We start from the raw sequence: 25,551 nt of genomic DNA, 5'->3' as shown, positions 1-25,551 counted from the left end.
ATCGAATCGCCTGCGATTGCGTGTGCGGGAGATCAAGGGGTGTGCGTCTTTACCCGGTCAACGTCTCGGTCAACCCGTCGGCGGTCAGCTCGACTCGCCGGGTCAGCCCGATGTCGTCGAGGAAGCGCGGGTCGTGGCTCACCACGACCAAGGCCCCCTCGAAGCTGGCCAGCGCCTGCGTGAGGTGCTCGAGACTCGGCAGGTCGAGGTTGTTGGTCGGCTCGTCGAGCAGCAACAACTTCGGCGCCGGGTCGGCCAGGAGCAGCATGGCCAGTGCGGCACGCAGTCGTTCGCCGCCGGACAGCGCCGTGACCGCCACGTCGGCGTCACTGCCCCGAAACAGGAAGCGGGCCAACTGGGCTCGGATCTGTTCCAGCGACGCGTGCGGCGCCGTCGACGCCACGTTCTCGAACACCGACCGCTGTTCGTCGAAGATGTCGAGGCGTTGCGGCAGCATCCGCCACGGCACCTTCGGGCCGGCCGCCGAGATCCGCCGCAGCAGCGTCGTTTTGCCGATGCCGTTGCGTCCGGTCAGGGCGATCCGTTCCGGTCCGCTGATCCGCAGCGAAACCGTTGGCCCGCAGGCCAACTCGACCTCATCCAGGTCGATGACGTCCTGGCCGGGGTAGAGCCGGGTATCGGGCAGATCGACGCGGATCTCCCGATCGTCGCGCAGCAATTCCTGGGCCTGCTGGAGCTGGTCCTTGGCCGTCTCCAGCTTGCCGATGTGATTGTTGCGCAACTTGCCCGCGGCCACCTGGGCCTGCCGTTTGCGCTGGGCCATAATGATTTTCGGCTCCCGCTTGGTGTCCCACATCTTCTGCCCGTACCGCTGCCTGCGGTCCAGCTTGATCCGCGTCTCGACGAGTTCGCGCGCCTGCTTGCGTACATCGCTGCGCGCGTCGCGGATGGCCGCCTTGGCCGCCGCCTGCTCGGCCTCGATGATCCGCTCGTACTCGCTGAAATTGCCGCCGAACATACGCAGTTCGCCTTGGCGCAGCTCCGCGATGGCGCTCATCCGCTCCAGCAGCTCACGGTCGTGACTGACCGTGAGCACGGTGCCGGAGAATTGCGCGACCACCTCGTAAAGCCGTTCGCGGGCAAGCTGATCCAGGTTGTTCGTCGGTTCGTCCAGCAGCAGGATGTCCGGTTCGGCCAGCAGTTCGGCGACCAGTCCGAGCAGCGTGGTCTCGCCGCCGGAGAGGGTCTCCAGTCGGCGATCCAGCTGGTCGGCTGAGTCGGCGACATAGTGCAGGCCGAGCCGGCCGAGCAGTGCGATGGCTCGTTCCTCGACGTCCCAGCGGTGACCGACGAGTTCGAAATCGGACTCGTCGGCGCCGCCGGATTCGATGCGGTGCAAAGCTTTCCGGATATCGGCGATGCCGAGCACGGCATCGACCCGCTGTCCCGCGGCGAGACCGAGGTCTTGACGCAGGTAGCCGAGATGACCGGTGACCGTGATCGAACCGAGGGCGGGGGTGAGCTCGCCGGCGATCAGCCGGAGCAGGGTGGACTTGCCCGCACCGTTGCTGCCGACCAGGCCGACATGCCCGGGACCGAGGACGCCGTCGAGTCCCTCGAACACAGGTGTGCCGTCGGGCCAGGCGAAGGTGAGATCGGAAAATGACAGATTTGCCATGATGACTCCAGAGGTCGCTCAGGAAAACGCGGCGCGCGACAGCGGGCCGCCCGAGTGGCTACCTCATGAAATCAACGTTAGGGCTCCGATCAACGGGAACAAGACCCGTCTAGATTAACCACACCCGCGCCGAAGTCGCCAGTGATATTTGGATCACACCAGCTCACAACCGCTTTCCTGGCTACCCGGCGCCGATCACCCTGGCGATCTCCGGGGTCAGCGGGTACGGCCGTTCCACCGGGAGCGCTCGGGCGGCGGCGTCGAGCTTCCCGTCGGCCACCAACCGCCCGATCCGCTGCGCCTCGGCGGTGATATCGCGGATGCCGGTGACCCACCGATCGACGTACAACCCCACCGCCGGACCACCGAGCCCGACCTGGAGCGATCGATGCGCCAGCGGCCGGTGATGCAGGTCGCGCTCCGGATCCCATTGAATCCGGACCGGACTCACCCGCAACCGGTCCATCCATACCTGCCGATCCGAATACATCTCCGGCACATAGTGACTCAGGCAGGACTGCCACAGCGCCCACTCGAATCCGCTGCGCGTGATGGACACCGCGAGCACCCGCTCCTGCCCCGGTTTCGTCGCCCACCCACAGCGATACATCATCCATAGGAACGAAGGCTTGATCCATGTCATCCGGTCCCGCTTGAACGGGTCGACGAAAGTTCCTGCGGCAACGGCCGCTTCGGCGATCTCTGCCGGATATGCCTGATAGACAACCACGGTCGCCGTGTCGTAGTCAGCCCTGACCTGCCGCAGTGGCGGCGCAACACTCACGCGCAGATCCTTGCAGTCCGATCGCCGCCTGCCAACGGGATTCGCGCTATCCGGACGACGCTCCGGAAAACGTCCGGCTCAGCCGTTGGTGAAGGTGAGGCTGGTGGCGTCGTAGCGGGTGCCGGCGATCTGTTCGCGCGGGGCGGCGGCCTCGATGGCGGCGAGGTCATCGGCGGACAGCTCGATGGCGAGGGCCGCGAGGTTCTCCTCCAGGTACTGCTTGCGGCGGGTGCCGGGGATCGGCACGACATCGTCGCCGCGGTGCTGGACCCAGGCGAGGGCGAGCTGGCCCGCGGTGACGCCCTTGGCCTCGGCCAGCTCGTTCAGCTTCGCGACGATCGCCAGGTTGCGTTCGAGATTGCCGTCGGCGAACCGCGGCTGGGTGCGGCGCACGTCGTTGTCGGCCAAGCCCTCGACCGAGTTGTACTTACCGGTCAGGAAGCCGCGGCCGAGCGGGGAGAACGGGACGATGCCGATGCCGAGTTCACGGCAGACCGCGGCGATCTCGGTCTCCAGGTCGCGGGTCCACAGCGACCACTCGCTCTGCAACGCGGCGATCGGGTGCACGGCGTGCGCGCGGCGGATGGTGGGCGCGCCGGCCTCGGACAGTCCGAGGTGGCGGACCTTGCCCGCCTGCACCAGTTCGGCCATCGCGCCGACGGTCTCCTCGATCGGCACCTGCGGGTCGACTCGGTGCTGGTAGTAGAGGTCGATGTGGTCGACGCCGAGGCGGCGCAGCGACGCGTCGCAGGCCTGGTGCACGTAGGCGGCGTCGCCACGGATGCGCGTCGGCTCCCCCAGCTTGTTGGCGAAACCGAACTTCGTGGCCAGCACGACCTCGTCGCGCCGGCCGGCAATGGCCTTACCGAGCAGTTCCTCGTTGTGCCCGGCGCCGTAGAAGTCGGCGGTGTCCAGCAAACGCACGCCGAGGTCCAGGGCGTGCCGCAGCGTCTCGATCGACTGCGCGTCGTCCGCATCCCCGTATCCGTGACTCATGCCCATGCAGCCCAGGCCCTGCGCGGAAACCGCGAGCTCACCGAGGTGCCGGGTGGGGACGTTGATCATGTTGTGCCTCCTGAGATCCGAACTTGCTACGGACAACGCTAGGAGTTGGAGCGCACTCCATGTCAAGCGATGATCTTGTAGCTATCGGAAAGCACACGGTCCCGGGAATGTGTCGGTGGGTGGGGATAGCGTGGCGCCATGGTCGCATCTCGGGACATTCGGACGAGTGACGGGCGGATCTTGCGCGCCTACGACAGCGAGGACGGTGGCGGCGCGGGAGTGCTTGTGTGGCAACATGGTTCGCCGCAGACCGGCGCGCTGCTCGACCCGTTGCTGGCGGCGGCGAACGCGCGCGGAATCCGGCTGGTGTCCTACGGCCGGCCCGGTTACGGGGGTTCCACCCGGCTTCCAGGGCGCGCGGTCGCGGCGGCGGCGCACGACGTCGAGCAGATCGCCGACGCGCTGGGGATCGAGCGATTCGCGGTGATGGGCGCGTCCGGTGGCGGACCGCATGCCCTCGCCTGCGCGGCCGGACTACCGGACCGGGTCACCGGGGTGGTCTGCCTGGCCGGAATCGCCCCGTTCACCGAGGAATTCGACTGGTTCGCGGGCATGGTGGCGCCGGGCGGGCTCAAAGCCGCGATGAACGGGGCCGAGGCCAGGGCGGAATTCGCGGAGACCGACGAATTCGACAGGGACAGTTTCACTTCCGCGGATTTCGAGGCGCTGGCCGGCGAGTGGGCGAGCCTCGGTGCGGATGCGCAGCGCGCCGGGGAGGCGGGCAGTGCCGGGCTGGTCGATGACGACGTCGCGTTCGTCAATCCGTGGGGCATCGAACCGAGTGCGATCGCCGCGCCGGTGCTGCTGGTCCAAGGCGGACAGGATCGTGTGGTCCCGCCCGCGCACGCCGACTGGCTGCGGCAACGACTTCCCAAGGCACAGTTGTGGAGTCGGCCGGACGACGGGCATGTCTCCGTCTTGCACGCCTGCTCGGACGCCATGGACTGGCTGCGCGGAAACTCGTGACACCTAATCGGCGCGCGGGCAATACGATGCTGTCGCATGATCGAAAAGACGGAAGTGCTGACCGGACGCCAGGTCCTCTGGCAGGTCCAGGAGACCGCGGGATTCGAATCGTCCTGGATCGACCTGGACGGGCTGCGACTACGCGGGACGGGACGGGCCGTCGGTCAACTCCCGGAGCCGTATTGGCTGACCTACACCCTCGACACCGACGCGGAGGCCGTCACCGAGCGACTACAGGTCACCTGTGTCACCGCGACCGACCATCGGCAGCTGGATCTGCGTCGCGAAGACGGCGTCTGGACTGTCGACGGGGAACCGCGACCGGACCTCGCCGACGCACGCGACTGCGATCTCGCCTGCTCACCGCTGACCAACACCATGCCCATCATTCGCACCGGACTGCACCGGCATCCGGGGACCGCCGAGTTCTTGATGGCCTTCGTCGAGGTCCCGACCCTGCGCGTGGTCCCGTCCCGGCAGACCTACACCCATCTGAGCCTGGCCGAGGACGGGTCCGATATCCGTTACGCCTCCGGAAGTTTCACCAGCGACCTGCACATCGACGAGGACGGCCTGGTCCTGGTGTACCCGACGCTGGCCCGCCGGGTGCCGCCCAAGACCACGGTGACGGAGGGCGAACGCCAGCGTGGGCCGGGCTCCGCGCGCCCGGACGCCTGATCGCGTTACTCGACCTCGAGGTTCTCGTAGGTGACGACCAGCTTCTCGGTGAGCACACCGGCATCCCCGGCATCCGGGGAACCGAGCTCGCGTGACTTCGGCCGCATGCCGGTCAGCTCGTACCGCCGCACGACCTGACCCCCACGGTCGTACACGATGACCGCGCCGTTCTTCCGGGCATCGCCGAATCGGCTACTGCCGAGCCATTTTTCGAAGGTTCCGTCGTCGGTGCTGTCACGGATGAAGGTCACCTCCCCTGCCTTCGGACGCCCGGACAGCTGCTGCACGATGTACTTGCCGTCCGGCGTGTTCGCCTTCAGTTCGACCGCGTCCGGTCCGAGCACGAGGCCCTGCACCTCCGTGATCCGTTCGATCACGACGCCGTCGAGTTCCAGGGCGAACGAACTACCGGCCATGGCGTCGAGGTCTGGGAGTGCCATGCCGCCTACCGTCGGTGCCGGCCCGCCATGGTGGCGGGATGGGTCAGTGGGACGAAGCGTCCGGTGGACGGATCTATTCTGTGCGGCGACAGACAGCGCGGATCGTCGGTGGTCGCCACCGCGAGGTTCGCCGCGTCGTCGTGATACTTCACCGCACTCTGCCTGGCCACGGCGATGGCTTCGGCCTCGTCGGTGCCCCGCGCCCCGCGGAAGACCGTGACCGAATGCAGGTGCCGGATCTTGCCGGTCTCCGGTTCATACAGCGCCACCACCAGCGTCGACTCGACCGGAGGCGCCGATCCGGCGCTCAGCCACTGTGTTTCGTTCATGACACTCGCCCCCAGAAGCAGTAGTTGAAGGTGACGGCCGCGCTGATGTTGGAGACCCGCATTTCCCAGGATGCGCCGGTCAGCTTGTTCCGGCCGAAGACGTGGGTCGCGTCGACGTCGGCGGGAATCGGTGTTCCCCCGAGTGCGAGAAATTGTCCGAGCCGGTGGTCCAGGCCCAGGTCTGACGTAGTGCTTGTCCGTCCACTTACTCCACCTCGTTTCCGTGATTGCGGATGATTCGGTAAGCGTGACGCCTGGCACGGGATCGGTCATACGTAGCGGACTACTCGATTACCGCGCGGTGCTGCACAGATCTACCTATCGATGCAGGTAGGACGGCTGACCACCGTCACCAGGTGACCGGAAGGTGCTGTAGACCGTAGACACCGATGATGTTCGCGCGCGTGCGGATCTCGCTCGCCGGTACCGCGAGACGCAAGGTAGGAAACCGGGTCGCCAACGCAGTCAGCGCCGTGCGTATTTCCACCCTCGCCAGCTGCTGACCGAGGCACTGGTGTGGGCCGTAGCCGAAACCCAGGTGCCCCACCGCATTACGCCGCAGGTCGAGAATGTCCGGGTGGTCGAATACGGCAGGGTCGCGATCGGCGGATTGGAGCGAAAGCGCCACCGTCTCACCGGCTTTGATCTCGTGGCCGGCCAGTTCGACGTCCGTCATGGCGGAACGGGTCGCGGTGTGGGCGATGGTCAGGTAGCGCAGCAGTTCCTCGATCGCCCGGTCGGGGTCGGCGTGCCACGCGGTCAGCTGGTCCGGGTGGCACAGCAGCGCGAAGGCGCCGAGGGCGAGCATGTTCGCGGTGGTGTCGAAGCCGGCGATCAGCAGCAGCACACCCACACCGGCCAGTTCGAGATCGGTGAGATCGGTGCCGGTCAGGTCACTGAGCAGGTCGTCGGTCGGCGCGCCGCGTTTGGCGGCAACCAGGTCGCGCACGTATTCCTGTGCCGCCTCGAAGGCGCTGAGGCCCTGTTCGAGACGCTCGTCCGGCGCCAGCGCGGGATCGTTGAACTTGGTGACCAAATCGGCGATCAGACGCCGAAACCGATCCCGGTCGGGTCCGGGCACACCGAGCAGCTCGCAAATCGTCAGCGCCGGAACCGGATAGGCGAACGACGTCACCAAATCCACCGGGCCACCGACCCGTTCGATCGCATCGAGACGGTCGGTGCTGATCCGCGCCACCCGGTCGGTGAGCAGCCGCATCCGCCGGACAGTGAACTTGCCCGCCAACAGCTTTCGATAGCGGGTGTGCTCGGGCGCGTCGAGATTGAGGAAGTTGCCGGGCGGCGCCGGCGGGAGCGGACCCAGATCCGCCAGCGGGGAGTGCAGGAGTTCGGTGCGCGCACTGAAGCGGGGGTCGGCGACCGCGCGCACCACGGCGTGCCCGGTCGCCAGCCAGCCGTGATGGCCGTCCGGAAACACCATGCGGGTCAGGGGGTTTCGCCCGCGGATCCGGGCGAATTCGGCCGGCGGATCGAACGGGCAACCGGCGGGACGGGTGGCGGGCAGCGACGAGAGGGAGGTCTGCGGCTCGGTCATGGTGTTCCTTCTGACGCGCGAGTTTCAGTAGGAGCCGAACGCTAGGTTGCGTTCAGCGATCACTCAACAGAGGGAGCGCAGCAATATCCGATTTTGGCAAGTAGATTCGATTTCATCCGTGCAATGACCTTGCCGCCGAACGCACACGCACGACACCCGGCGTGCAATGAGATGCCGCTGAACGCAGACCGAAGGAGAACCGCACGATGCCGGGAGGCCGACTCACCCTGCACGAGCGAGAATGCATCGCCGCCGCGCTGGCCGAAGGACTCGGCTACACCCAGATCGCCCGCCAGCTCGACCGCCCCGCCTCGACGGTCAGCCGCGAGGTGACCCGCAACGGCGGCCCGGGCCGCTATCGCGCCGACCGAGCCCACCGTGCGACCGCCGCCCGCGCCCGCCGGAGCAAAGCCGCCACCCAGCCGACGGCCTCGGCAGGCTTCCCCGCCGGCAACGAGGCCCTCCGCGATTTCGCCACCCGCTTCACCGACCTGCTCGTCTACGACGGCATGCCCCGGATGCAAGCCCGCGTCCTGACCGCACTGCATCTCACCGACTCCGGCAGGCTCACCGCCGCCGACCTGGCCCACCAACTGGCGGTCAGCCCCGCCTCCATCTCCACCGCCGTCAACGCCCTGGAGAAACGAGACCTGATCCGCCGCGACCGCGCCACCCACCGCCGCGACCACTACTACATCGACGACAACACCTGGCACCGCACCACCCTCAACCTCGCCCAAGCCGCCCAAGCAAAGGTAGAAGCCGCCCGCCTCGGCGCCCAGCTCCTAGGCCCCACCACCCCCGCCGGTGCCCGCCTCCACCACATAGCCCAATACCTCGACTACCTAGGCAACCAAATGGTCCAGGTAGTCGAGCGCTGGCACGATCACTGACTGACTCACGGGGCGCGATACCGCGCCGTGCGAGAGCTGTGCTGATCAGCGCGCGACCGACGCCACCGGCTGCCGTCTGCAAAGGGGTGGACAGTCTCGAATAGATCGCGAGCACCAGAACTGCAACTGAGCCCTCGAACCGACCGTCAAAGGATCAGGTATCAAACTTGGATACCTGGTCATCGCATTAAAGGATCGCGACAAACCTGCGAACGGTCAGACCTTGACGATGGAGGTCAGGGGGTAGTTGCCCTGGTGGTCGCGGCCGTTCAGGAAGGTGAGTTCGAGGACTACCGCCGCGGCGATTACCTCGGCGCCGGCCTGGGTGAACAGGTCGGCCGCGGCGGCCAGGGTGCCGCCGGTGGCGAGGACGTCGTCGAGCAGGAGGATGCGTTTGCCGGCGAGGGGGACTCCGTCGGCCGGGATCTCCAGGGCGGCGGTGCCGTATTCGAGCTGATATTCGCGGGTGATGACGGGCGGGGGCAGCTTGCCCGCCTTGCGGACCGCGAGGACGCCGGTGCCGAGGCTGGCGGCCACCGCGGCGCCGATGAGGAAGCCGCGGGCGTCCACGCCGGCGACCAGGTCGGCGTCGGGGCCGCAGGAGGCGAGGCAGTCGACGACTGTGCGGAAGCCTTCGGCATCGGCGAAGACGGGCGTGAGGTCGGCGAAACGGACTCCGGGAGTGGGGAAGTCGTCGCGCCAGCGGGTCAACCGCTCGACCGCCTCGGCCGCCCGGCCGGTCCGATCGGCGGCTAGCTCGTCGGATTCGATCGCCGCGTGCTTACTCATCGACACCTCTCCATCATCACACCACAAGCACCTGTCACCGCTTCAACACCCAGCGGTCCATGTTCCACCCTGACCCCGCCTGGTTCGGCGCAGCTATCCCGTTCTGCAGACCGGCGCCGAACGCGATGGTGCGCGGCGAGGCGAACAGTGGGATGCTCGGCAACTCCGCCCACAGCAGGTTTTCGGCCTCGGTGAGCAGATTCAGCTGTGTGGTCGAGTTGTCGTCGGCCGCAAGCTGATCGGTGATCGCATCGTAGCGGCCGTTACCGAATCGGCCGAAATTGATCCCGCTACTACCGCGCAACGCACTCGTCGCCGCGACACCGGACAGCGATCCGGCCGGACCCGGCGCGGACGCGGTGCTGCCCAGGATGGCGTCGACTTTGCCCTCGGTGAGCTGCGACGGCGTGAAATCGGCGGCCCCGGCGTCAACGATGTTGATGCCCGCGGGTTTACAGGCTTCCGTGATCATCGCCACGGTCTGCGCGCGCCGGTCATCAGGACGCAGATAGCCGATGCGCACGGTCGGATTGTTCGCCCGCGCCGCGGCGACCGCCTGGGTGGCACCGCCGGCGTCCCCGCCCTTGAACTTGCCCGCCGCACCGATCACCGACGGGTAGTACAGCGAATCCTGTTGCACGATATGCGCGTTCAACGGACCCGAACCGAGCCCCTCCTTCGGCGCGTCCGGCACCTTGCCGAGCTTGTCGAACAGTGCCTGGCGCGGCACGCACAGCGCGAGCGCCCGGCGCATGTCCACCGAGCCGAACACTCCCCCGGTCGCCAGCACCAGCTGCTCGACGCCACGGCCCGCCACGGTGCGCACCTGGAACCCGTCCAGGTTCAGGTCTTTCACCGATCCGGTGCCGAGGTCGACGACGCCGGCGGCACTGTCCCTGACCTTGGACTTGAGATCGACGGTCTTGGGCCACACCATGATCCGTCCGGTCGCGGGCTTGTTCCCCCACCACCGCTCGTTCGCGACCAGGACCAAACCGTCCTTGTCGCTGAAGGATTCGATCCGGTACGGCCCGGACGACGGGAACTTGGTCAGGTCGAGGTTGCCCCCGGCGAAGTTCCAGCCGGTGTTCCAGAAGTCGGCGATCCGGCCGAGCCCGCTCGGGTCGCCGGTTTGCAAGGCGGACACCACATTCGGCACGTTAGCCACCCGCGCGACGACGTGCGCGGGCATCAGCTCGCCGGCGGTGAACAGATTGCGCCACGCCGAGTAGTGCCGGTCCGGCCGGAACACCACGGTGGCGTCGCGCGAACCGGGCTGGCAGTCCACCCGCTCGATATCGGCGTAGCCCGCCGTACTGGCCGCGTCGAACAGCGGAACCTGGCCTCGGTCACCGGGTTTGGTGAACCGGCCGCTGCGCGCGGCCCAGGCGAGCACCAGATCGTCGCACGCGGTCGGCACCCCGTCGGAGTACACACCGTCCGGGTTGAGCCGGTACTGGATGGTCTGCACCTCGCCGGGAACCTCTTTGGCGGTGCCGAAGTCGGTGTCGGCGACCTGCTGACCGTCCGGCCCGGTGTAGTAGAACCCGGTGACCACCCGGCTGAACACCACGTTCGATCCGGTGCTCGCGCCGAGCGTGCTGCCGCCGTTGTAGCTGGCGATGGTGGCATCGACGGCGTAGCCGATGGACGGCACCTGGTTCTTGCTAGAGCACCCCACCACCAACCCGGCGGCCAGGGTGCTCGCGGCCAGCACTCCGATCAGACGTATCGCTCGGCTATCCGGCTTGCGCATGAAACCCCTTGCCTGTGTGTCAGTTCCGCCGCTTCTGCCGTTTCCCGCTGGGGCGCGCGCCCGGCCGGGGCGCCTGCCCCGGTTCCCGCGACCGGCGCGGTTCGTCGCCGTAGCCGCGACCGGTCGCGGCGGTCGCCCGGCGCTCGGCCTCGACTCCCGCCCGCGCGCTGGCCACGCCGGCCCGCTTCGCTTTGATCTTGTCGGTGTGCCGGGCCACCGGTCCCCACCGCTCCTTGATCGACACCAGCAGCGGCGTCGCGAAGAAGATCGAGGAGTAGGTGCCGACCAGCAGGCCGACCAGCTGCACCAGCGCCAGGTCCTTGAGCGTGCCGACGCCGAGCATCCAGACCGCGATCACCATCAGGCCGACGATCGGCAGGATGCCGATGAGGGCGGTGTTGATCGAGCGCATCAGGGTCTGGTTCACCGCGAGGTTGGCCTGCTCGCCGTAGGTGCGGCGGTTCAAATGCAGGATGCCCCTGGTGTTTTCCTCGACCTTGTCGAACACGACCACCGAGTCGTAGAGCGAGAAGCCGAGGATGGTCAAGATTCCGATCACGGTCGCCGGGCTCACCTCGAAGCCGACGAGCGAGTACACGCCCGCCGTCACGGTGACGTCGAAGACCAGCGCGGCCAGCGCGGCGATCGCCATGTGCGGTTCGAAGCGTACGGCGATGTAGACCGCGACCAGGACCAGGAACACCGCCAGCGCGATGAGCGCCTTGCGGGTGATCTGGCTGCCCCAGGTCTCGCTGACGTCCGAGGCGCTGATCGCGGCCCGGCTCGGGTTGCCGTCCTTGCCCTTGGGCTGGAACTTGGTGAACAGCGCATTGTTCAGCGTGTCCACCTGATCCTTGTTCAGCGCCTCGGAGCGGATCAGGATGGTGGCGTTGCCGCCGCTGCCGACGGTCTGCACCGAGACCGGATCGCTGCCGATCGCGGACCGGTAGACCTCCTCGACCTGACTGGTGCTCGCCCCCTGCGCCGGGAACTGGATTCGCGAGCCGCCCTCGAAGTCGATGCCGAAGTTGAAGCCGCGGAAGATCATGCTGCCCAACGAGATCAGGACGATCGCGGCGGTGATCAGGTACCACATCCGGCGCTTGCCGATGACGTCGATGGCGCCGGTGCCGGTGTAGAGGCGATTGAAGAAGCCGTGCTTGGGCTGCTCGGGCACCGCGGCGAACACGTCCGTGGTCTCGGCCGGGTTCGGGGTGCGCGACGTGCTGGTGGGGTTGGTCATCTCGTTCACGCCTTCCCGAGTGCGGCCTCGGCCGCCTTCCGCTCGCGCGCGACCTGCTGGATCGCACCGAGCCCGTTGACCGACGGCTTGGCCCAGTAGTTCGTGCGCGAGGCGAGCAACACCAGCGGCGAGGTCACCAGGAACACCACGACGACGTCGAGGATGGTGGTGAGACCGAGGGTGAACGCGAAGCCCTTCACCTGGCCGACCGCGAGGATGTAGAGCACCGCGGCGGCGATGAAGCTGACCGCGTTGCCGGACAGAATCGTCCGGCGAGCCCGCTGCCAGCCGCGCGGGGCGGCGGACCGGAAGCTGCGGCCCTCCCGCATCTCGTCCTTGATCCGTTCGAAGAACACCACGAACGAGTCGGCGGTCATGCCGATACCGATGATCAGACCGGCGATACCGGCCAGGTCGAGAGTGAACCCGATCCATCTGCCGAGCAGCACCATGATCCCGTAGACCGCGAAACCCGAAGCCACCAAAGACAATCCGGTGACGAACCCGAGCATCCGGTAGTAGGCGAGGCAGTAGAGCAAGACCACGGCCAGGCCGACCGCACCGGCGAGCAGACCCGCCTTCAGCGAGGACAGTCCCAGCGTCGCCGAGACCGTCTCGGCCTCGGAGGTCTGGAACGACAGCGGCAGCGAACCGTACTTGAGCGTGTTCGCCAGTTCCTTCGCCGACGCGGCGGTGAAGTTGCCGGAGATCTGGGTGCGGCCGCCCTGCTGCGGTCCCTGCTGCACGGTCGGCGCGCTGACCACCTTGGTGTCGAGCACGAAGGCGACCCGCTTGTACACGTATTCGCCGGTGAGCTGGGCCCACGCGTCGCTACCGCCGGACTTGAACTCGAGGTAGACCTCGTGCCGCGCCTGCTGGGTGTTCAGGCCCGAGCTGGCGGACTTGATCTCCTGGCCGTCGATGCGGCTCTTGTCCAGCAGCAGGATCTCCTGGCCGTCGGTGGAGCAGGCGACCAGCGGCAGGTTCGGATCGTCGTTGCCCTGCAACGGGTCCGGCTTGTTGCAGTCCAGCGTCGCCATCGCGGCCTGCTGGACGGTCGGGTCGGCGCTCTGCCGAATCGCCTTGGCGTCCTGGATGTCCTTGGTCGCCTGCTCCTGCGGCGTGAGGTTCGGGTCCGCGGGCGGCTGTGTCGGTCCCTGTGCCGGGAACACACGCTGCTGCGGAGCCGGATCGACGGTCTCGCCACCCGAGGCGGGGGCGCCGACCGAGGGCTGACCTGTCGCGGGCGGCGGTGTCTCGCCCGGCGGAGCGGGCGGAACCGCACCCGGCGCGCCCGGCGGCGTCGCGCCCGGCGCGGGTTGCTGACCGCGCTGGGCGGCGGGCACGGCATTGAGCACCGGACGGATGTACAGCTTGGCGGTGGTCGCCAGCGCGCGCGCCTGCTGCCCGTCGTCACCGGGGACCGTGATCACCAGGTTGTCGCCGTCGATGATGACCTCGGACCCGGCCACGCCGAGACCGTTGACCCGGTTCTCGATGATGTCCTGCGCCTTTTTCAGGCTGTCCTGGTTCGGCTTGCCGCCGTCCGGCGTTCGGGCGGTCAGCGTGACCCGGGTACCACCCTGGAGGTCGATGCCGAGCCGTGGGGTCGAGGATTTGTCACCGGTGAAGAACACCAGCGCATAGATCACGGCCAGCAGCGCGGCGTAGACGCCGAGCAGCCGGAGCGGATGCGCCGATCCCTGGGAAGGTGGCACAGTACGTCATCTCCTAGGCGGGAAGTCGAACATGGAACAGGCAGGCACACACCGGCGACGCCGGTGCGGGCAGTAGTGGCAGGAGCCACGGGGCCCGCGGATCGGACACCGTCGCGCGTCGGCCGGGGGCCGTGGTCGCGGCGGCATCCGGCGCGCGGGCGCACCGGGGGACGATCAGTCCTTGGTGAGCCGGGTCTCGGTCTGCGCGGGGGATTCCTCGACCGCGTCGGCCGCGTGCGCGCCGTTGGCGTCCGCGGCGGCCGGCTCGACGGCGATCGTATCGGCGTCGGCGTCGATCGTGTCGGCATCGTCGGTGTCGGTGCGCACCTCGCGGATGGCCGCGCGCAGCCAGGTCGTGACGACCTCCTCGGCGATCTCGAGATCAACCGTGGTGTCGTCGAGATCGACGACGGTGCCGTACAGCCCCGACGTGGTGATGACCTGATCGCCCGCCTTGAGGGTGTCCTGCATCTCCGTGACCTTGGCGGCTTCCCGCTTCTGGCGGCGGACGCCGAGGAACATCGGCACGAGCAGGGCTACCAGCAGCAGCGGAAACAGAAGTTCCATCGTCGAAGTCAGTCCCTAGTCTTGTGGGTGGGATGGGTATGTACCCAGACAGTCTGCCAGTTCATGTCTCCGCCGCCACACCGGCACACCTGCTGGGGAGCGCCGATGTGCCCGCGAGCCATATCGCATCGCGAATCGTAGGCGCCCACCGGAGCCCGAAAGACCCGGTCGGTTTGCCCGGAAATTCTCCGGCGAGAAACCCGTACGTAACGAATTCCGTTGCCTTACAGTAGAAATCGCAGGGAATTCATCAGCGCAGGACGTCCCGACGGCGTGGCCGGGGAGCCTGATCTACGCACGAACTCAGCACTCTTCGAGCCGTGTCCCGGGACCTTCTGTGCCTTCACAAAGGGGACGATGATGGCCGAGGAAGCTCGGATCGACGTCAAAACGCTCATGCGGAAGGCAGCGGGGGATCTTGCCGCACCGGAGCTCTATGACCTGGCGCGCAGCGCCGAATCGGGACCGTGGTTCGGCACGCCGGAGGCCCGCGACGGTGAACCGGCGCGGCGGCCGGAGTTCGAGTGGCCGCTCGTTTCCGAACATCCCTACCTGGGGAAATACGGTAAGGGCACGGCGGCGGTGCATCTGGGGAACGGGCACGAGCGCTTGGTGAATCCGATGATCTTCGCCGACGGGTTCAACTACGGTCCGAGCGACTTGGACGGCCTGTGGCAGTGGTTCAACCATCCGTATTCCGACGCGGGTGAGCGCCTGTTCGACCAGTTGCTCGCCGCCGGCATCGACATCGTGTTGCTCGGCTTCGATGCCCGGCACGACTACATCCAGGTCAACGCCGGGGTGGCGCGGGCCTGCATCGGCAAGGTGATGGCCGAACAGCAGGGCACGACGCCGCTGATCACGGGCGGGGTGAGCATGGGCGGGCTGATCACCCGGTACGCGCTCGCCGCGATGGAGAAGGCCGGGCAAGACCACCGGACCGGGACCTATCTGTCCTGGGATTCCCCGCACAACGGGGCGTGGATTCCGCTGATCCTGCAGCAGATGGCCTACTTCTTCGAGTTCTTCGAGACGCTCACGCCCGGGAAAGCGAGCAAAGCCAGCCTGATTCGCAGCCCTGCGGCGCAGCAACTGCTGTGGGCCTGGGTGGCGGACGCGCGATATTCGGGTCCGGTCGCGACCGCGTCGCCGCTGCGTGCCCAATTCGTCCAGGAGCTGGCCGATCTGGGCGGATTCCCGCAGCGTCCGGTGCGGCTCGGCGTGGCGAACGGGCGCGGGGACGGGCAGGGTCCCGAGCTACCCGCCGGGGAGGTCGTGTTCGACAAGAAGTTCCTCGGCGGGCTGGTCGGTAGCGCCACCGCGCGGTATCAGCCGGCGTTCGGGGACAAGCAGCCGATCGGCGGCATGCATCTCGGGCTGACCGCGCGCACCTCGACGACCACCGCGGTGGCGCCGTTCGACGGCGCACCCGGCGGCCTGCTCGATTCGTTCGGCCAGGTGGCGAACACGCTCGGGATCGAGCTGGCGGAGGCGAAGCGCTGGGGCTGTTTCGTCCCGTCGGTCAGCGCGATCGCGCTGGACTTCGACCCGATGACCTGGGCGGTCGAGCTGGACAAGGATCTGCGCAAGGTGACCGCCGAGCACACGGCGCTCACCGAATTCTGTTGTAACGCAACCAATACCGAGCACTCGGTGGTGACTCCGACGCTCGCGGACTGGGTGCTGCGCAAGATCGCCAAGTAGCGACGCGAGCCCCGCCGGATCGTATTCCGGCGGGGCTCGACGCAACGAGATCAGGCGGACTTGCCGTAGACGTAGTCGTCGAGCGGGAAGCTGACCGCCTCACGGTGCGCGTTGAGCGTGCTGGTCGGGCGCAGCAGCGCGGCCTCGCCGTGCGGGTTGAAGTAGTAGCTGCGCGCGGTGGAGCAGTCACCGCCGTAGAACACGGAGGTGCCGAGCTTATCGGTGACCCGATCGAGGAAGCCGGCGTTGGCCTGCTCGGTCACCTCGAAGGTGTGCTCGCCGCGGCGGAACAGCTCGGTGAACAGCCGCCCCATGTGCTTCATCTGCGCCTCGATGGTGGTGAAGTAGGACAGGCCGCTGTAGGAGTACGGGCTGTTGAGGCTGAGGAAGTTGGGGAACTTCGGCACGGTGATGCCCTCGTAGGCCTGGAAACGGTTGTCCCGCCAGAACTTTCCGAGGTTGACCCCGTCGCGGCCGATGATCTCGATGGCCGGGAAGTTCACGTCCCACAGGTTGAAGCCGGTGGCCAGGATCAGGGTGTCGATCTCGGTCTTGTGCCCGTCGGCGGTGACGATGCCGTCGGCCTCGATGTGGTCGATCGAGTTCGTCTCCAGACGCACGTTCGGCTGGTTGAACGAGCGGAAGTAGGTGTTGGAGAAGGTGGGGCGCTTGCAGCCGAAGTCGTAGTGCGGGGTGAGCTGCTTGCGCGTTTCCTTATCCCGCACCGAGGTCCGCAGATGCGCCTTGGCGAGCAGGCCCGCGGCCCGGTTCAGCGGCTTGGCCTGGGTGTAGTGCAGCACGCCGACCACCATGAGCGCCTCGAGCAGGCTGGTGTTGAACAGCCGCGCCGCCTTCTGGGTGGCGGGCACCCGGTCGAACAGCTTCTGCACCGGCTTCGGGATCGCGGTGTCGATCTTCGGCACCACCCAGATCGGGGTGCGCTGGAAGACGGTGAGCGCCTGCGCCTTCTTGGCCACCTCGGGTACCAGCTGCACGGCGGTGGCGCCGGTGCCGATGATCGCCGCCTTGCGACCGGTCAGGTCGAAATCGTCCTCCCACGCGGTGGTGTGGATGATCTTGCCGGCGAACGAGTCGATGCCGGGGAACGGCGGGGTGTAAGGCTGGGACAGGAAGCCCGTCGCAGTGAGCAGGTAACGGCCCGTGAGGGTTTCACCGCCCGCGATCGACACCACCCACTGCTGGTGCTCCTCGTCCCAGCGGGCGCCGTCGACCACGGTGCCGAAGCGCATGCGGCGGCGCAGGCCGTACTTGTCCGCGACGTGCCCGGCGTACTTCTTCAGCTCCGCGCCCGGCGCGAACAGGCGCGTCCAGTACGGGTTGGGCTCGAAGGAGTACGAGTACGTGACCGAGGCGATGTCGACCGCGAGGCCGGGGTAATGGTTGACGTGCCAGGTGCCGCCGAGATCATCCTCGCGATCGAGGATGACGTAGTTGCTCAGGCCGAGCCGATCGAGCTCGATGCCCGCCCCCATGCCACCGAATCCCGCACCGACCACGACCGCGTCGTACTGAGGCGCCACTCCGAACCTCCAGGTATGTGAACCGTTTATCACAGAATGACACATCATTCCGTTTGTGACGACTGTATCATCGGTGGCGTGACGAAGCCATTGACGCGTGCCGAGCGGCGCAAAGCCGAGCTCCGCCAGGAAATCATCGACACCGCCTTCGTCTGCTTTTCGGAGAAGGGCTATCACGGCACCGGCATCGCCGATATCGCCGGTCACCTCGGCATCGGGCACGGCACCTTCTACCGGTACTTCAGCAACAAGCGCGACATCATCGACCACGTCATCGACGACCTGTCCGCCAAGATCATCGACGCCCTCGGCACCGAGAACGCGCCCGACGCGGCCACCACGCTGGACGAATACCGGGCGCAGACCGACCGGATCGGCCAGGCGCTGACGCACATCCTGATGGACGACCGCCGGGTCGCGCAGCTGCTGCTGGTGCACGCGCCCGGCATCGACGACGAACTCACCGCGCGCCTCTACGGACTGCTCGACATGGCCGACGCGCTCACCGCGGGATATCTCGACCACGGTGTCGAACTCGGTTATCTGCGAGCGGATCTGGACACGGTCAACACCGCGCGGGCGGTCACCGGCATGCTGCTGGCCGGCATCGTGCACGGCCTGCGCGATACCGACGAGGGTTCCATCCAGGGACTCAACGAGGCCATTCGGCGGCTGCTGATCGACGGTGTCCGCAAGGATTGAGCAAATCGATAGGCCCCCTGACGGCGTCGGCGGCGTTATGGTGTGAGAACAGTTCCGACGAGTCCGCCAGGGGGCGCTCGTGGTCGCACGAGACCAGGGAGTACGAAAAACGCACATTCCGCCGGCCCGGCGCGTCGGGCCTGACAGAATGTCGCCCGTGACCCCCGAGGATGTGAGCCGAATCAGTTTCGCGACACCACCATTCGGGCAGCGTGGTTATCACGCCGACGAGGTGGACGCCTTCCTCGACCTCGTCGCCGCGACGATGGCCGGGCGGGGTTCGCTCGCGGCCGACGATTTGCGGCATGTCACCTTCGACGCGCCGCGGGCCGGTGCGCGCGGGTATCGGGCGGATCAGGTCGACGAGTATCTGGATCAGGTGCGGGTCGAGCTGGAGAGCCGGCAGCGTGGGGCGCGGCCGGCGCCGTCGGGCAACGGGCATTCCATCCTGACGCCGGATGATGTGCAGCGCATGCGATTCACCTACGCGCCGGTCGGCCGTCGCGGGTATCACGAAGACGAGGTCGACGCCTTCCTCGACCTGGTCGCGGCGACCCTCGCCCACGGCGGCCCGGGCAGCCTGACCGTCGCGGACGTGCGCTCGGTGCGCTTCAGCGGAGCCCGCATGGGCACCCGCGGCTACCAGGGCGACGAGGTAGACGCCTTCATGGACCTGGTGGTCGCCGCGTTGCAACACGCCGAACACCAACACCACCGCTGGACACTGCATCGAGACGCCGGCGAGTAGCGCCGCACCGCTGAGCAATTCGCACTGCCTGTATCGCTCCAGCCGCCCAGAAGTGAGCGCCACCAACACCCGCACACCTCCCGACGCCTCGCACACCAACTCGCCGCACCAACACCCGTACGTATGTCAAAGGGTGTGCGGCGCTGGTGCAACTCAATCGAGTCGAGTCAAAAGGTCGCTCGTTGATCTTTGACGGCCACCTTTCGACTCGACTCGGCGAGAGGCACGCCTGCACAGAGAGCCGCCACTTGACTCAACACACCCAACCTGCCACGGCACCCAGCTCCACTCGGCGTCAGGACCGACAGCCGCACACCTTCTTATTCCCCGCACACCGACTCGCCGTACTAACACGCGTGCGTATGCCAAAAGGTGTGCGGCGCAACGGCAGCTCGATCGAGTCGAGTCAAAAGGTTGCTAGTTGATCTCTGACAGCGACCTTTTGACTCGGTTCGATGGTTACTCGAACAGGTCGAGGGTGGGTTGGGGGTTGTGGGTGCGGACTTCGATGGAGCCGAAGACGAGGTCGGGTGGGGGGACCAGGCCTAGGTGTTCCCAGGCGGCGGCGGTGGCCACGCGGCCGCGGGGGGTGCGGGCGACCATGCCGGCGCGGACGAGGAATGGTTCGCAGACCTCCTCGACGGTGGCGGCCTCCTCCCCTACCGCGACCGCGAGAGTGGAGACGCCGACGGGGCCGCCGCCGAAGCTGCGGACCAGCGCGGCGAGCACGGAACGGTCGAGACGGTCGAGGCCGAGCACGTCGACGTCGTACACCTCGAGCGCGGCCTGCGCGATGGGCAGGGTGATCATGCCGTCGGCGCGGACCTCGGCGTAGTCGCGGACGCGGCGGAGCAGCCGGTTCGCGATACGCGGCGTGCCGCGGGAGCGACCGGCGATCTCGGCGGCGGCGGCGCGATCGATCTGCACGCCGAGGATCTGGGCCGAGCGCAGGATGATCCGCAGCAGTTCGGCGGGATCGTAGAAGTCCATGTGGCCGGTGAAGCCGAAGCGGTCACGCAGCGGGCCGGTGAGCGCGCCGGACCTGGTCGTCGCGCCGACCAGGGTGAACGGGGCGATATCGAGCGGAATCGAGGTCGCGCCAGGACCTTTGCCGACGACTACGTCGACGCGGAAGTCCTCCATCGCGAGGTAGAGCATCTCTTCGGCGGGTCGCGCGATGCGGTGGATCTCATCGATGAACAGCACGTCGCCGTCGACCAGGTTGCTGAGCATGGCCGCGAGATCGCCGGCGCGTTCCAGCGCGGGGCCGGAGGTGATGCGCAGCGCGGTGCCCAGTTCGCCCGCGATGATCATCGCCATGCTGGTCTTGCCGAGGCCGGGCGGGCCGGACAGCAGCACGTGATCCGGGGTGCCGCCGCGCTGTTTGGCGCCGCGCAGCACCAGCGCCAGCTGTTCGCGCACCCGCGGCTGGCCGATGAAATCGTCCAGCGACTTCGGCCGCAGACTGGCCTCGATCTCCCCGTCGGACTTCAAAAGGCTTGGCGTGACCTGGGATTCGTCCGGTTCCTCGTCATATTCCATGCCGGACTACCGATTCCGGCCGAGCAGGTTGAGCGCGGCGCGCAACCCGACCGAGGTGTCGGCGGCTGGCTGTTCGGCCAGCACAGAGTCGATGGCCTGCTCGGCCTGTTTGAGCGGGAATCCGAGGCCGGTGAGCGCCTCCACCACCTGCTCGCGCACCGGGGTGATGACCGGGGTGGGCGTGCTGCCGGGCGGACCGGATTGCACCGGAACGAGATTCACCTTGTCGCGCAACTCGACCACCATGCGTTCGGCGCCGCGCTTGCCGATGCCGGGCACCCGGGTGAGCGCCGCGACATTGCTTTCGGCGAGCGCCTTGCGCAGCGCCTCGGGTTCGAGCACCGCGAGCACCGCCATGGCCAGGCGCGGGCCGACGCCGGACACCGTTTGCAGCAGACCGAACAGGTCGCGCGCCTCGGTATCGGCGAAGCCGAACAGCGTCATCGAGTCCTCGCGGACGATCATCGCGGTGTAGAGCCGGGTTTCCTCGCCGCGGGTCAGCGTGGACAGCGTCGCAGGGGTGACATTGAGCCGGTAACCGATGCCGGCCGCCTCGATCACCGTGTGGTCGAGGGCGATTTCCAGCACCTCACCGCGAACCGACGCGATCACCTCTTTACCGCCTTCCGTTGTTCGGCAAGCCGTTCCGCGTACTTGCGTTGCGCCTCGGCCGCTTGGGCTTCGGCCTTGGCCATCCGCTCGATCAGCGGCGCCCGCCAACAATGGCAGATGGCCAGGGCGAGCGCATCCGCCGCGTCGGCCGGTTTCGGCGCGACCTGCAGTCCTAGTATTCGGGTAACCATGGCCGTGACCTGCGCCTTGTCCGCGGTGCCGTTGCCGGTGACCGCGGCCTTCACCTCGCTGGGCGTGTGGAACGCGACCGGTATGCCGCGGCGCGCGGCCGCCAGCGCAATCACTCCGCCGGCCTGCGCGGTGCCCATCGCGGTACGCACATTGTGCTGGGCGAAGACCCGTTCGATCGCGACGGCCCCCGGTTTGTGCGTGTCCAGCCACAATTCGGCGGCATCGGAAACCTGGAGTAGTCGCCGCGCGAGGTCCATGTCGGGTGGAGTGCGGACGACATCGACGGCGATGGCGGTCACCTTCCGGCCGATACCGCCCTCGACGATGCTGAGGCCGCATCGGGTGAGACCCGGGTCGACACCCATCACCCGCACGAAAACCCCTCTCGCAGACACGAACAACTGTTCGAGAGTTTAGCCGAGGGAAGGGGTCGCGCAGTCCAGCGACACGGATGCCCGCTCCTCCCGCCCGGAGGTACGCCGCAATAACGCCGGACGAAGCGGGATCCGCAGAAAATGCTGCGCGGTGCGCGTCGCCGCCGCCGTCACGCCGTGCCGTATGCCCGCGCGTTTCATTGCGTGCTGGAAATCCGAGCAGCTCCGGATTCGTAAGGCGTGCAGCTCACTCGTCCACTGGATCCGGGACGAGGCGGTACACCCGCAGGATCAATGCTTCGCGGTCACGCTGTGCGGTGCACCGCATTCAGATTCGACGGTTAGTGCCGGCCCGCGAGGCGGCCTGTCCGACGGTTCATGCCGAGCCGGAAAATCCGAGTAGCTCCGGGTTCTTGGCGCGGGTGGCCCATTCGCGGGCCGGGTCGGTGACGAGGCGGCGGGCGCGGAGGTCCAGTAGACCGCTGACGTTGGTGACGGTGGCGGCGACTTCGCCGTCCATGCGGGTGAGGATTTGTTCGACGCGGTAGGTCTTGCCGGTTCCCCACAACCAGTGGCAGGACACGTCGACCGCGTCGCCGCCGCGTAGTTCCTTGTGGAATTTGATCGTCGTCTCGAGGTTGACCGGTCCGAACCCGTCCGCGATCAGCTCGTCGACCGAGATGCCCGCGGCCTGCACGCAGGCGAAACGGGAGTGGTCGGCGAACTGGTGATACGCGGCGCCGGTGACATGCAACTGCGGATCCAGATCGGACACACGAACTTCGATACGCGTACTGAAGGGCACGTGGCCGACTATGCCAGCACCCACCGACAAGTTCGGGCACCCAGGTTGCCTGGAGCCGATTCACAGGGTGTCTCGAGGAACGGTGTCGACAATGCCGTACGTGTCTGCCCCTGGAGTGCCGTTTGCCGCGCCCGCGATCCCGGCGCCACCGCCGCCCCCGCAGCTGCCGTCGGCGAATCTGAATCCGAACTACCAGAACACCTTTCACCACGGAATTTCGCTGCTGCACGGATGGCTGCCGCTGACCGTCGAACTCGTCGCGGTGGCGTTGCTGCTGCTCGCCGTCGCGCGGAGAACGCGGCGGTGGTGGGTGATCCAGGTGCCGGTGTGCGTGCTGATCGGCGTGGCCGGGGCGCTGGTCGCGCGGTGGTATGTGTCGAATCAGGGGCTGGCGTCCGATCCGGCGCCCGCGTTGCTGTGGGCGTGCATCGGCGCGACGGCGAGTGCACTGGCCGTCGCGGTGCTCGGCTGGCCCGGCGCGCGGTGGTGGCGGCGCGGAGTGGCTCTGCTCGCCATTCCGCTGGCGCTGATCAGTACCGGGATCGTGCTCAATCAATGGGTCGGCTACTACCCCACCGTGCAGGCCGCGTGGGGCGCGGTGACCGCCGGTCCGCTGCCGCACCAGACCGATCTCGACGCGCTGGACGGCCTGCGCGACACCGACGTCCAGACGGGCAAGGTCGTACCGGTCCGAATTCCCGACTCGGGCAGCGGTTTTCCGCATCGCACCGAATACGTCTACCTGCCGCCGGCCTGGTTCGCCGGGCCGAAGCCGCCCACGTTGCCGGTGGTCATGATGATCGGCGGCGAGTTCAACACGCCCGCGGACTGGATGCGCAGCGGGCAGATCATGCCCGCCGTCGACCAGTTCACCGCCGCCAACGGTGGCCGCGCGCCGATCCTCGTCTTCGTCGACTCCAGCGGCAGTTTCAACAACGACACCGAATGCGTGAACGGCCCACGCGGCGACGCCGCCGACCACCTGACCCGAGATGTGCCGGGCTACCTCGAATCCGAGTTCGGCGCGTCCGCCGATCCCGCGCAGTGGGCGGTGGTCGGCTGGTCCATGGGCGGCACCTGCGCCGTCGACCTGGCCGTCATGCACCCCGAACTGATCCGCACCTTCGTCGACATCGCCGGCGACATCGGCCCCGTCTCCGGCACCAAGGACCAGACCATCGCCCGCCTCTTCGGCGGCAACGCCGACCAGTGGGCCGCCTTCGACCCGATGACGGTCATGGCCAAGCACGGCCGATACACCGGCACCGCAGGGCTTTTCGACGACCTCACCCCGCCCCAGCGCCACCCGAACGGCAACGCCACCCCGCGCGCCAACCGTCCCCCGGTCGAGGACGACGACACCGCAGGCATGGGCGGCCACGACGGCATCATGGACACCGGCGAGGTCGGCGCCGCCGAAAAGCTCTGCGACCAGGGCCGCGAGGTAGGCATCGACTGCACCATCCACACCACCCAGGGCGGCCACACCTGGCAATTCGCCTCGGCCGCCTTCACCTCCTCCCTCCCCTGGATCACCGCCCGCCTAGGCCTCCCAACTCCCAACCCCACCTGACCCCCACCGCACAGTGCCCCCACTCGCCCTCAGCCACGGCCATCACCCGTCGACCACCCGCCGCACACTCAGACCTCGCCAATCCGACTGCCGCCCTTCGACACCCACCACTCCAGACCAACGGGACATGAGGGTGTGCCTACTCGCACTTTGCCACCATCATGTCCCGTTGATCATGGTGTGCCGAGCGGACTGCCGATCCAATCCGCCGAGCGTCGCCTAGATTTCGTTCGACCAGTGGAATTGCGTGCGGGCGTTGGCCTGACGAAACTCGCGCGACGACAACGCGATTGAAGCCCGGCCTCAGGCGGGGGCGAGGGTGCGGGTGAAGGTGCGGCGGTAGGCCTGGGGGGAGACGCCGATGGCCTCGTGCAGGTGCTGGCGCAGGGAGGTGCCGGTGGCGAAGCCGACCTCGCCGGCGATGCGGTCGACGGTCATGTCGGTGGATTCGAGGAGGTGGCGAGCGCGGAAGAGTCGCTGCTGGATGAGCCAGCGGCCGGGGCTCATACCGACCTCCTCGCTGAAGCGGCGGGCGAAGGTGCGCTTGCTCATGCGCGCGGTGGCGGCGAGTTCGTCGACGGTGAGCGGCAGGTGGAGGTTTTCCAGTGCCCATTGCCGGGCGGCGGCGGTGCCCGCAGAGGTGGGCGGCGGAACGGGCTGCTCGATGTACTGAGCCTGGCCACCCTCGCGCCAGGGCGGCATGACGCAACGCCGGGCGACCGCGTTGGCCACCGCACTGCCGTGATCGCGGCGCACGAGATGCAGGCACACGTCGATGCCCGCCGCCGCGCCCGCGGAGGTGAGTACGTCATCGTCGTCGACGTAGAGCACGTCGGGATCGAGCCGGACGCGCGGGAACGTGCGCCGGAACAGCTCGGCCTCGCGCCAGTGGGTGGTCGCGGGACGACCGTCGAGCAGACCCGCGGCCGCCGCCACGAACGACCCGGTGCAGATGGCGACGAGCCGCGCGCCGGGCCGGATCCGGGCGAGCGCGTCGCGCACTGGTCGGGGCAGATCGCCGCCGAGGGTCATCCGGATGTCGCAGGCAGGCAGGATCACCGTGTCGGCGGTGTCGAGAATGCTGCTGTCGTGTGCGACGGCGATCGAGTAATCCGCGACGGTTCGCACCGGCTGACCGTCGAGCGAACAGGTGCGGATCTCATAGCGTCCGTCGGCACTGCCGAACACCCGGGTGGGGATGCCGAGCTCGAACGGATAGACCCCGTCCAGCGCCAGCACGACGATCCGATGCGCCGAAGGCTTCATGGCACGATCATATCGAAGAATGGCAATCGTGCCATTTTCCCGCCGGGGCCAACCGAGAAAACTCGATGCC

The 25,551-nt window shown here is 67.7% G+C and carries 24 protein-coding genes; 7 read left to right on the top strand and 17 right to left on the bottom strand.

Annotated elements, in window-relative coordinates; all coding sequences use genetic code 11:
- Positions 1–49 precede the first annotated feature (49 nt).
- From ACFYO1_RS08545 to ACFYO1_RS08535, 3 genes are all read right to left on the bottom strand, one after another.
- Complete coding sequence (locus tag ACFYO1_RS08545; protein ID WP_387228456.1) at positions 50–1,639, bottom strand: ABC-F family ATP-binding cassette domain-containing protein; 1,590 nt, start codon at positions 1,637–1,639, stop codon at positions 50–52.
- Positions 1,640–1,820: 181 nt separating this feature from the next.
- Positions 1,821–2,423, bottom strand: a complete 603-nt coding sequence (locus ACFYO1_RS08540; RefSeq protein ID WP_387228454.1) for a DUF4291 domain-containing protein — start codon at positions 2,421–2,423, stop codon at positions 1,821–1,823.
- Between the two features lie 78 nt (positions 2,424–2,501).
- Positions 2,502–3,488 carry an aldo/keto reductase gene (locus tag ACFYO1_RS08535; RefSeq protein WP_387228452.1) on the bottom strand — a complete coding sequence of 329 codons (987 nt, stop codon included), beginning with the start codon at positions 3,486–3,488 and terminating at the stop codon, positions 2,502–2,504.
- 138 nt (positions 3,489–3,626) lie between these two features.
- Between ACFYO1_RS08535 and ACFYO1_RS08530 the strand changes: the two genes are divergently transcribed.
- Both ACFYO1_RS08530 and ACFYO1_RS08525 read left to right on the top strand, forming a co-directional pair.
- Positions 3,627–4,454, top strand: coding sequence for an alpha/beta fold hydrolase (locus ACFYO1_RS08530; protein ID WP_387228450.1), 828 nt, complete (start codon positions 3,627–3,629; stop codon positions 4,452–4,454).
- A 36-nt stretch (positions 4,455–4,490) separates the two neighbouring features.
- Positions 4,491–5,132: a putative glycolipid-binding domain-containing protein gene (locus ACFYO1_RS08525; RefSeq protein WP_387228448.1), complete on the top strand. Its 642-nt coding sequence runs from the start codon at positions 4,491–4,493 to the stop codon at positions 5,130–5,132.
- 5 nt (positions 5,133–5,137) lie between these two features.
- Here the strand turns inward: ACFYO1_RS08525 and ACFYO1_RS08520 are convergent, their stop codons facing one another.
- From ACFYO1_RS08520 to ACFYO1_RS08510, 3 genes are all read right to left on the bottom strand, one after another.
- Positions 5,138–5,572, bottom strand: a complete 435-nt coding sequence (locus ACFYO1_RS08520; RefSeq protein WP_387228446.1) for a phage tail protein — start codon at positions 5,570–5,572, stop codon at positions 5,138–5,140.
- A gap of 5 nt (positions 5,573–5,577) precedes the next feature.
- Positions 5,578–5,901: a hypothetical protein gene (locus tag ACFYO1_RS08515; RefSeq protein ID WP_387228444.1), complete on the bottom strand. Its 324-nt coding sequence runs from the start codon at positions 5,899–5,901 to the stop codon at positions 5,578–5,580.
- A gap of 349 nt (positions 5,902–6,250) precedes the next feature.
- Positions 6,251–7,456, bottom strand: coding sequence for a cytochrome P450 (locus ACFYO1_RS08510; protein WP_387228441.1), 1,206 nt, complete (start codon positions 7,454–7,456; stop codon positions 6,251–6,253).
- 206 nt (positions 7,457–7,662) lie between these two features.
- Here ACFYO1_RS08510 and ACFYO1_RS08505 point away from each other — a divergent pair, with 206 nt between their 5' ends.
- Positions 7,663–8,349 (top strand): helix-turn-helix domain-containing protein, encoded by a 687-nt coding sequence (locus ACFYO1_RS08505; RefSeq protein ID WP_387228439.1) that lies wholly within the window; start codon positions 7,663–7,665, stop codon positions 8,347–8,349.
- Between the two features lie 216 nt (positions 8,350–8,565).
- On the opposite strand, the gene ACFYO1_RS08500 is transcribed toward ACFYO1_RS08505, so the two are convergent.
- The 5 genes from ACFYO1_RS08500 to yajC all read right to left on the bottom strand — a co-directional run bounded on the left by ACFYO1_RS08500 (position 8,566) and on the right by yajC (position 14,422).
- Positions 8,566–9,138: an adenine phosphoribosyltransferase gene (locus tag ACFYO1_RS08500; protein WP_378722194.1), complete on the bottom strand. Its 573-nt coding sequence runs from the start codon at positions 9,136–9,138 to the stop codon at positions 8,566–8,568.
- A 34-nt stretch (positions 9,139–9,172) separates the two neighbouring features.
- Complete coding sequence (locus tag ACFYO1_RS08495; RefSeq protein WP_387228437.1) at positions 9,173–10,894, bottom strand: ABC transporter substrate-binding protein; 1,722 nt, start codon at positions 10,892–10,894, stop codon at positions 9,173–9,175.
- 19 nt (positions 10,895–10,913) lie between these two features.
- Positions 10,914–12,137, bottom strand: coding sequence for a protein translocase subunit SecF (gene secF / locus ACFYO1_RS08490; RefSeq protein WP_387228435.1), 1,224 nt, complete (start codon positions 12,135–12,137; stop codon positions 10,914–10,916).
- Positions 12,138–12,142: 5 nt separating this feature from the next.
- The gene (gene secD / locus ACFYO1_RS08485; RefSeq protein ID WP_387228433.1) at positions 12,143–13,855 is read right to left on the bottom strand and encodes a protein translocase subunit SecD; all 1,713 of its coding nucleotides are present in this window, start codon (positions 13,853–13,855) and stop codon (positions 12,143–12,145) included.
- A gap of 174 nt (positions 13,856–14,029) precedes the next feature.
- Entirely contained in the window at positions 14,030–14,422 is a 393-nt protein-coding gene (yajC, locus tag ACFYO1_RS08480) for a preprotein translocase subunit YajC (RefSeq protein WP_387228431.1), read from the bottom strand.
- Positions 14,423–14,782: 360 nt separating this feature from the next.
- Here yajC and ACFYO1_RS08475 point away from each other — a divergent pair, with 360 nt between their 5' ends.
- A complete protein-coding gene (locus ACFYO1_RS08475) occupies positions 14,783–16,126 on the top strand; it encodes a hypothetical protein (protein ID WP_387228429.1) in 1,344 nt (447 codons plus the stop codon).
- Between the two features lie 50 nt (positions 16,127–16,176).
- Here ACFYO1_RS08475 and ACFYO1_RS08470 read toward each other — a convergent pair whose 3' ends face one another.
- Positions 16,177–17,667, bottom strand: a complete 1,491-nt coding sequence (locus ACFYO1_RS08470; RefSeq protein WP_387228428.1) for a flavin-containing monooxygenase — start codon at positions 17,665–17,667, stop codon at positions 16,177–16,179.
- Between the two features lie 36 nt (positions 17,668–17,703).
- Between ACFYO1_RS08470 and ACFYO1_RS08465 the strand changes: the two genes are divergently transcribed.
- Together ACFYO1_RS08465 and ACFYO1_RS08460 are read left to right on the top strand one after the other, a co-directional pair.
- On the top strand, positions 17,704–18,369 hold the full coding sequence (locus ACFYO1_RS08465; RefSeq protein ID WP_387228426.1) for a TetR/AcrR family transcriptional regulator: 666 nt from the start codon (positions 17,704–17,706) through the stop codon (positions 18,367–18,369).
- A 148-nt stretch (positions 18,370–18,517) separates the two neighbouring features.
- Positions 18,518–19,117 carry a DivIVA domain-containing protein gene (locus tag ACFYO1_RS08460; RefSeq protein ID WP_387228424.1) on the top strand — a complete coding sequence of 200 codons (600 nt, stop codon included), beginning with the start codon at positions 18,518–18,520 and terminating at the stop codon, positions 19,115–19,117.
- Between the two features lie 459 nt (positions 19,118–19,576).
- Here ACFYO1_RS08460 and ruvB read toward each other — a convergent pair whose 3' ends face one another.
- The 4 genes from ruvB to ACFYO1_RS08440 all read right to left on the bottom strand — a co-directional run bounded on the left by ruvB (position 19,577) and on the right by ACFYO1_RS08440 (position 22,612).
- Positions 19,577–20,659, bottom strand: a complete 1,083-nt coding sequence (gene ruvB / locus ACFYO1_RS08455; RefSeq protein WP_387228422.1) for a Holliday junction branch migration DNA helicase RuvB — start codon at positions 20,657–20,659, stop codon at positions 19,577–19,579.
- A gap of 6 nt (positions 20,660–20,665) precedes the next feature.
- Entirely contained in the window at positions 20,666–21,271 is a 606-nt protein-coding gene (gene ruvA, locus ACFYO1_RS08450) for a Holliday junction branch migration protein RuvA (RefSeq protein ID WP_387228420.1), read from the bottom strand.
- Entirely contained in the window at positions 21,268–21,837 is a 570-nt protein-coding gene (ruvC, locus tag ACFYO1_RS08445; protein ID WP_378720471.1) for a crossover junction endodeoxyribonuclease RuvC, read from the bottom strand. The genes ruvA and ruvC overlap by 4 nt, the downstream gene beginning before the upstream one ends.
- 376 nt (positions 21,838–22,213) lie before the next feature.
- On the bottom strand, positions 22,214–22,612 hold the full coding sequence (locus tag ACFYO1_RS08440) for an acyl-CoA thioesterase (RefSeq protein WP_387228419.1): 399 nt from the start codon (positions 22,610–22,612) through the stop codon (positions 22,214–22,216).
- Between the two features lie 130 nt (positions 22,613–22,742).
- Here ACFYO1_RS08440 and ACFYO1_RS08435 point away from each other — a divergent pair, with 130 nt between their 5' ends.
- On the top strand, positions 22,743–24,215 hold the full coding sequence (locus tag ACFYO1_RS08435; RefSeq protein WP_387228417.1) for an alpha/beta hydrolase: 1,473 nt from the start codon (positions 22,743–22,745) through the stop codon (positions 24,213–24,215).
- A gap of 303 nt (positions 24,216–24,518) precedes the next feature.
- Here ACFYO1_RS08435 and ACFYO1_RS08430 read toward each other — a convergent pair whose 3' ends face one another.
- Positions 24,519–25,481 carry a GlxA family transcriptional regulator gene (locus ACFYO1_RS08430; RefSeq protein WP_387228414.1) on the bottom strand — a complete coding sequence of 321 codons (963 nt, stop codon included), beginning with the start codon at positions 25,479–25,481 and terminating at the stop codon, positions 24,519–24,521.
- Positions 25,482–25,551 lie beyond the last annotated feature (70 nt).

Source organism: Nocardia sp. NPDC006044 (assembly GCF_042871115.1).
Taxonomy (GTDB): domain Bacteria; phylum Actinomycetota; class Actinomycetes; order Mycobacteriales; family Mycobacteriaceae; genus Nocardia.
This window is presented reverse-complemented; position numbering and strand designations above follow the sequence as displayed.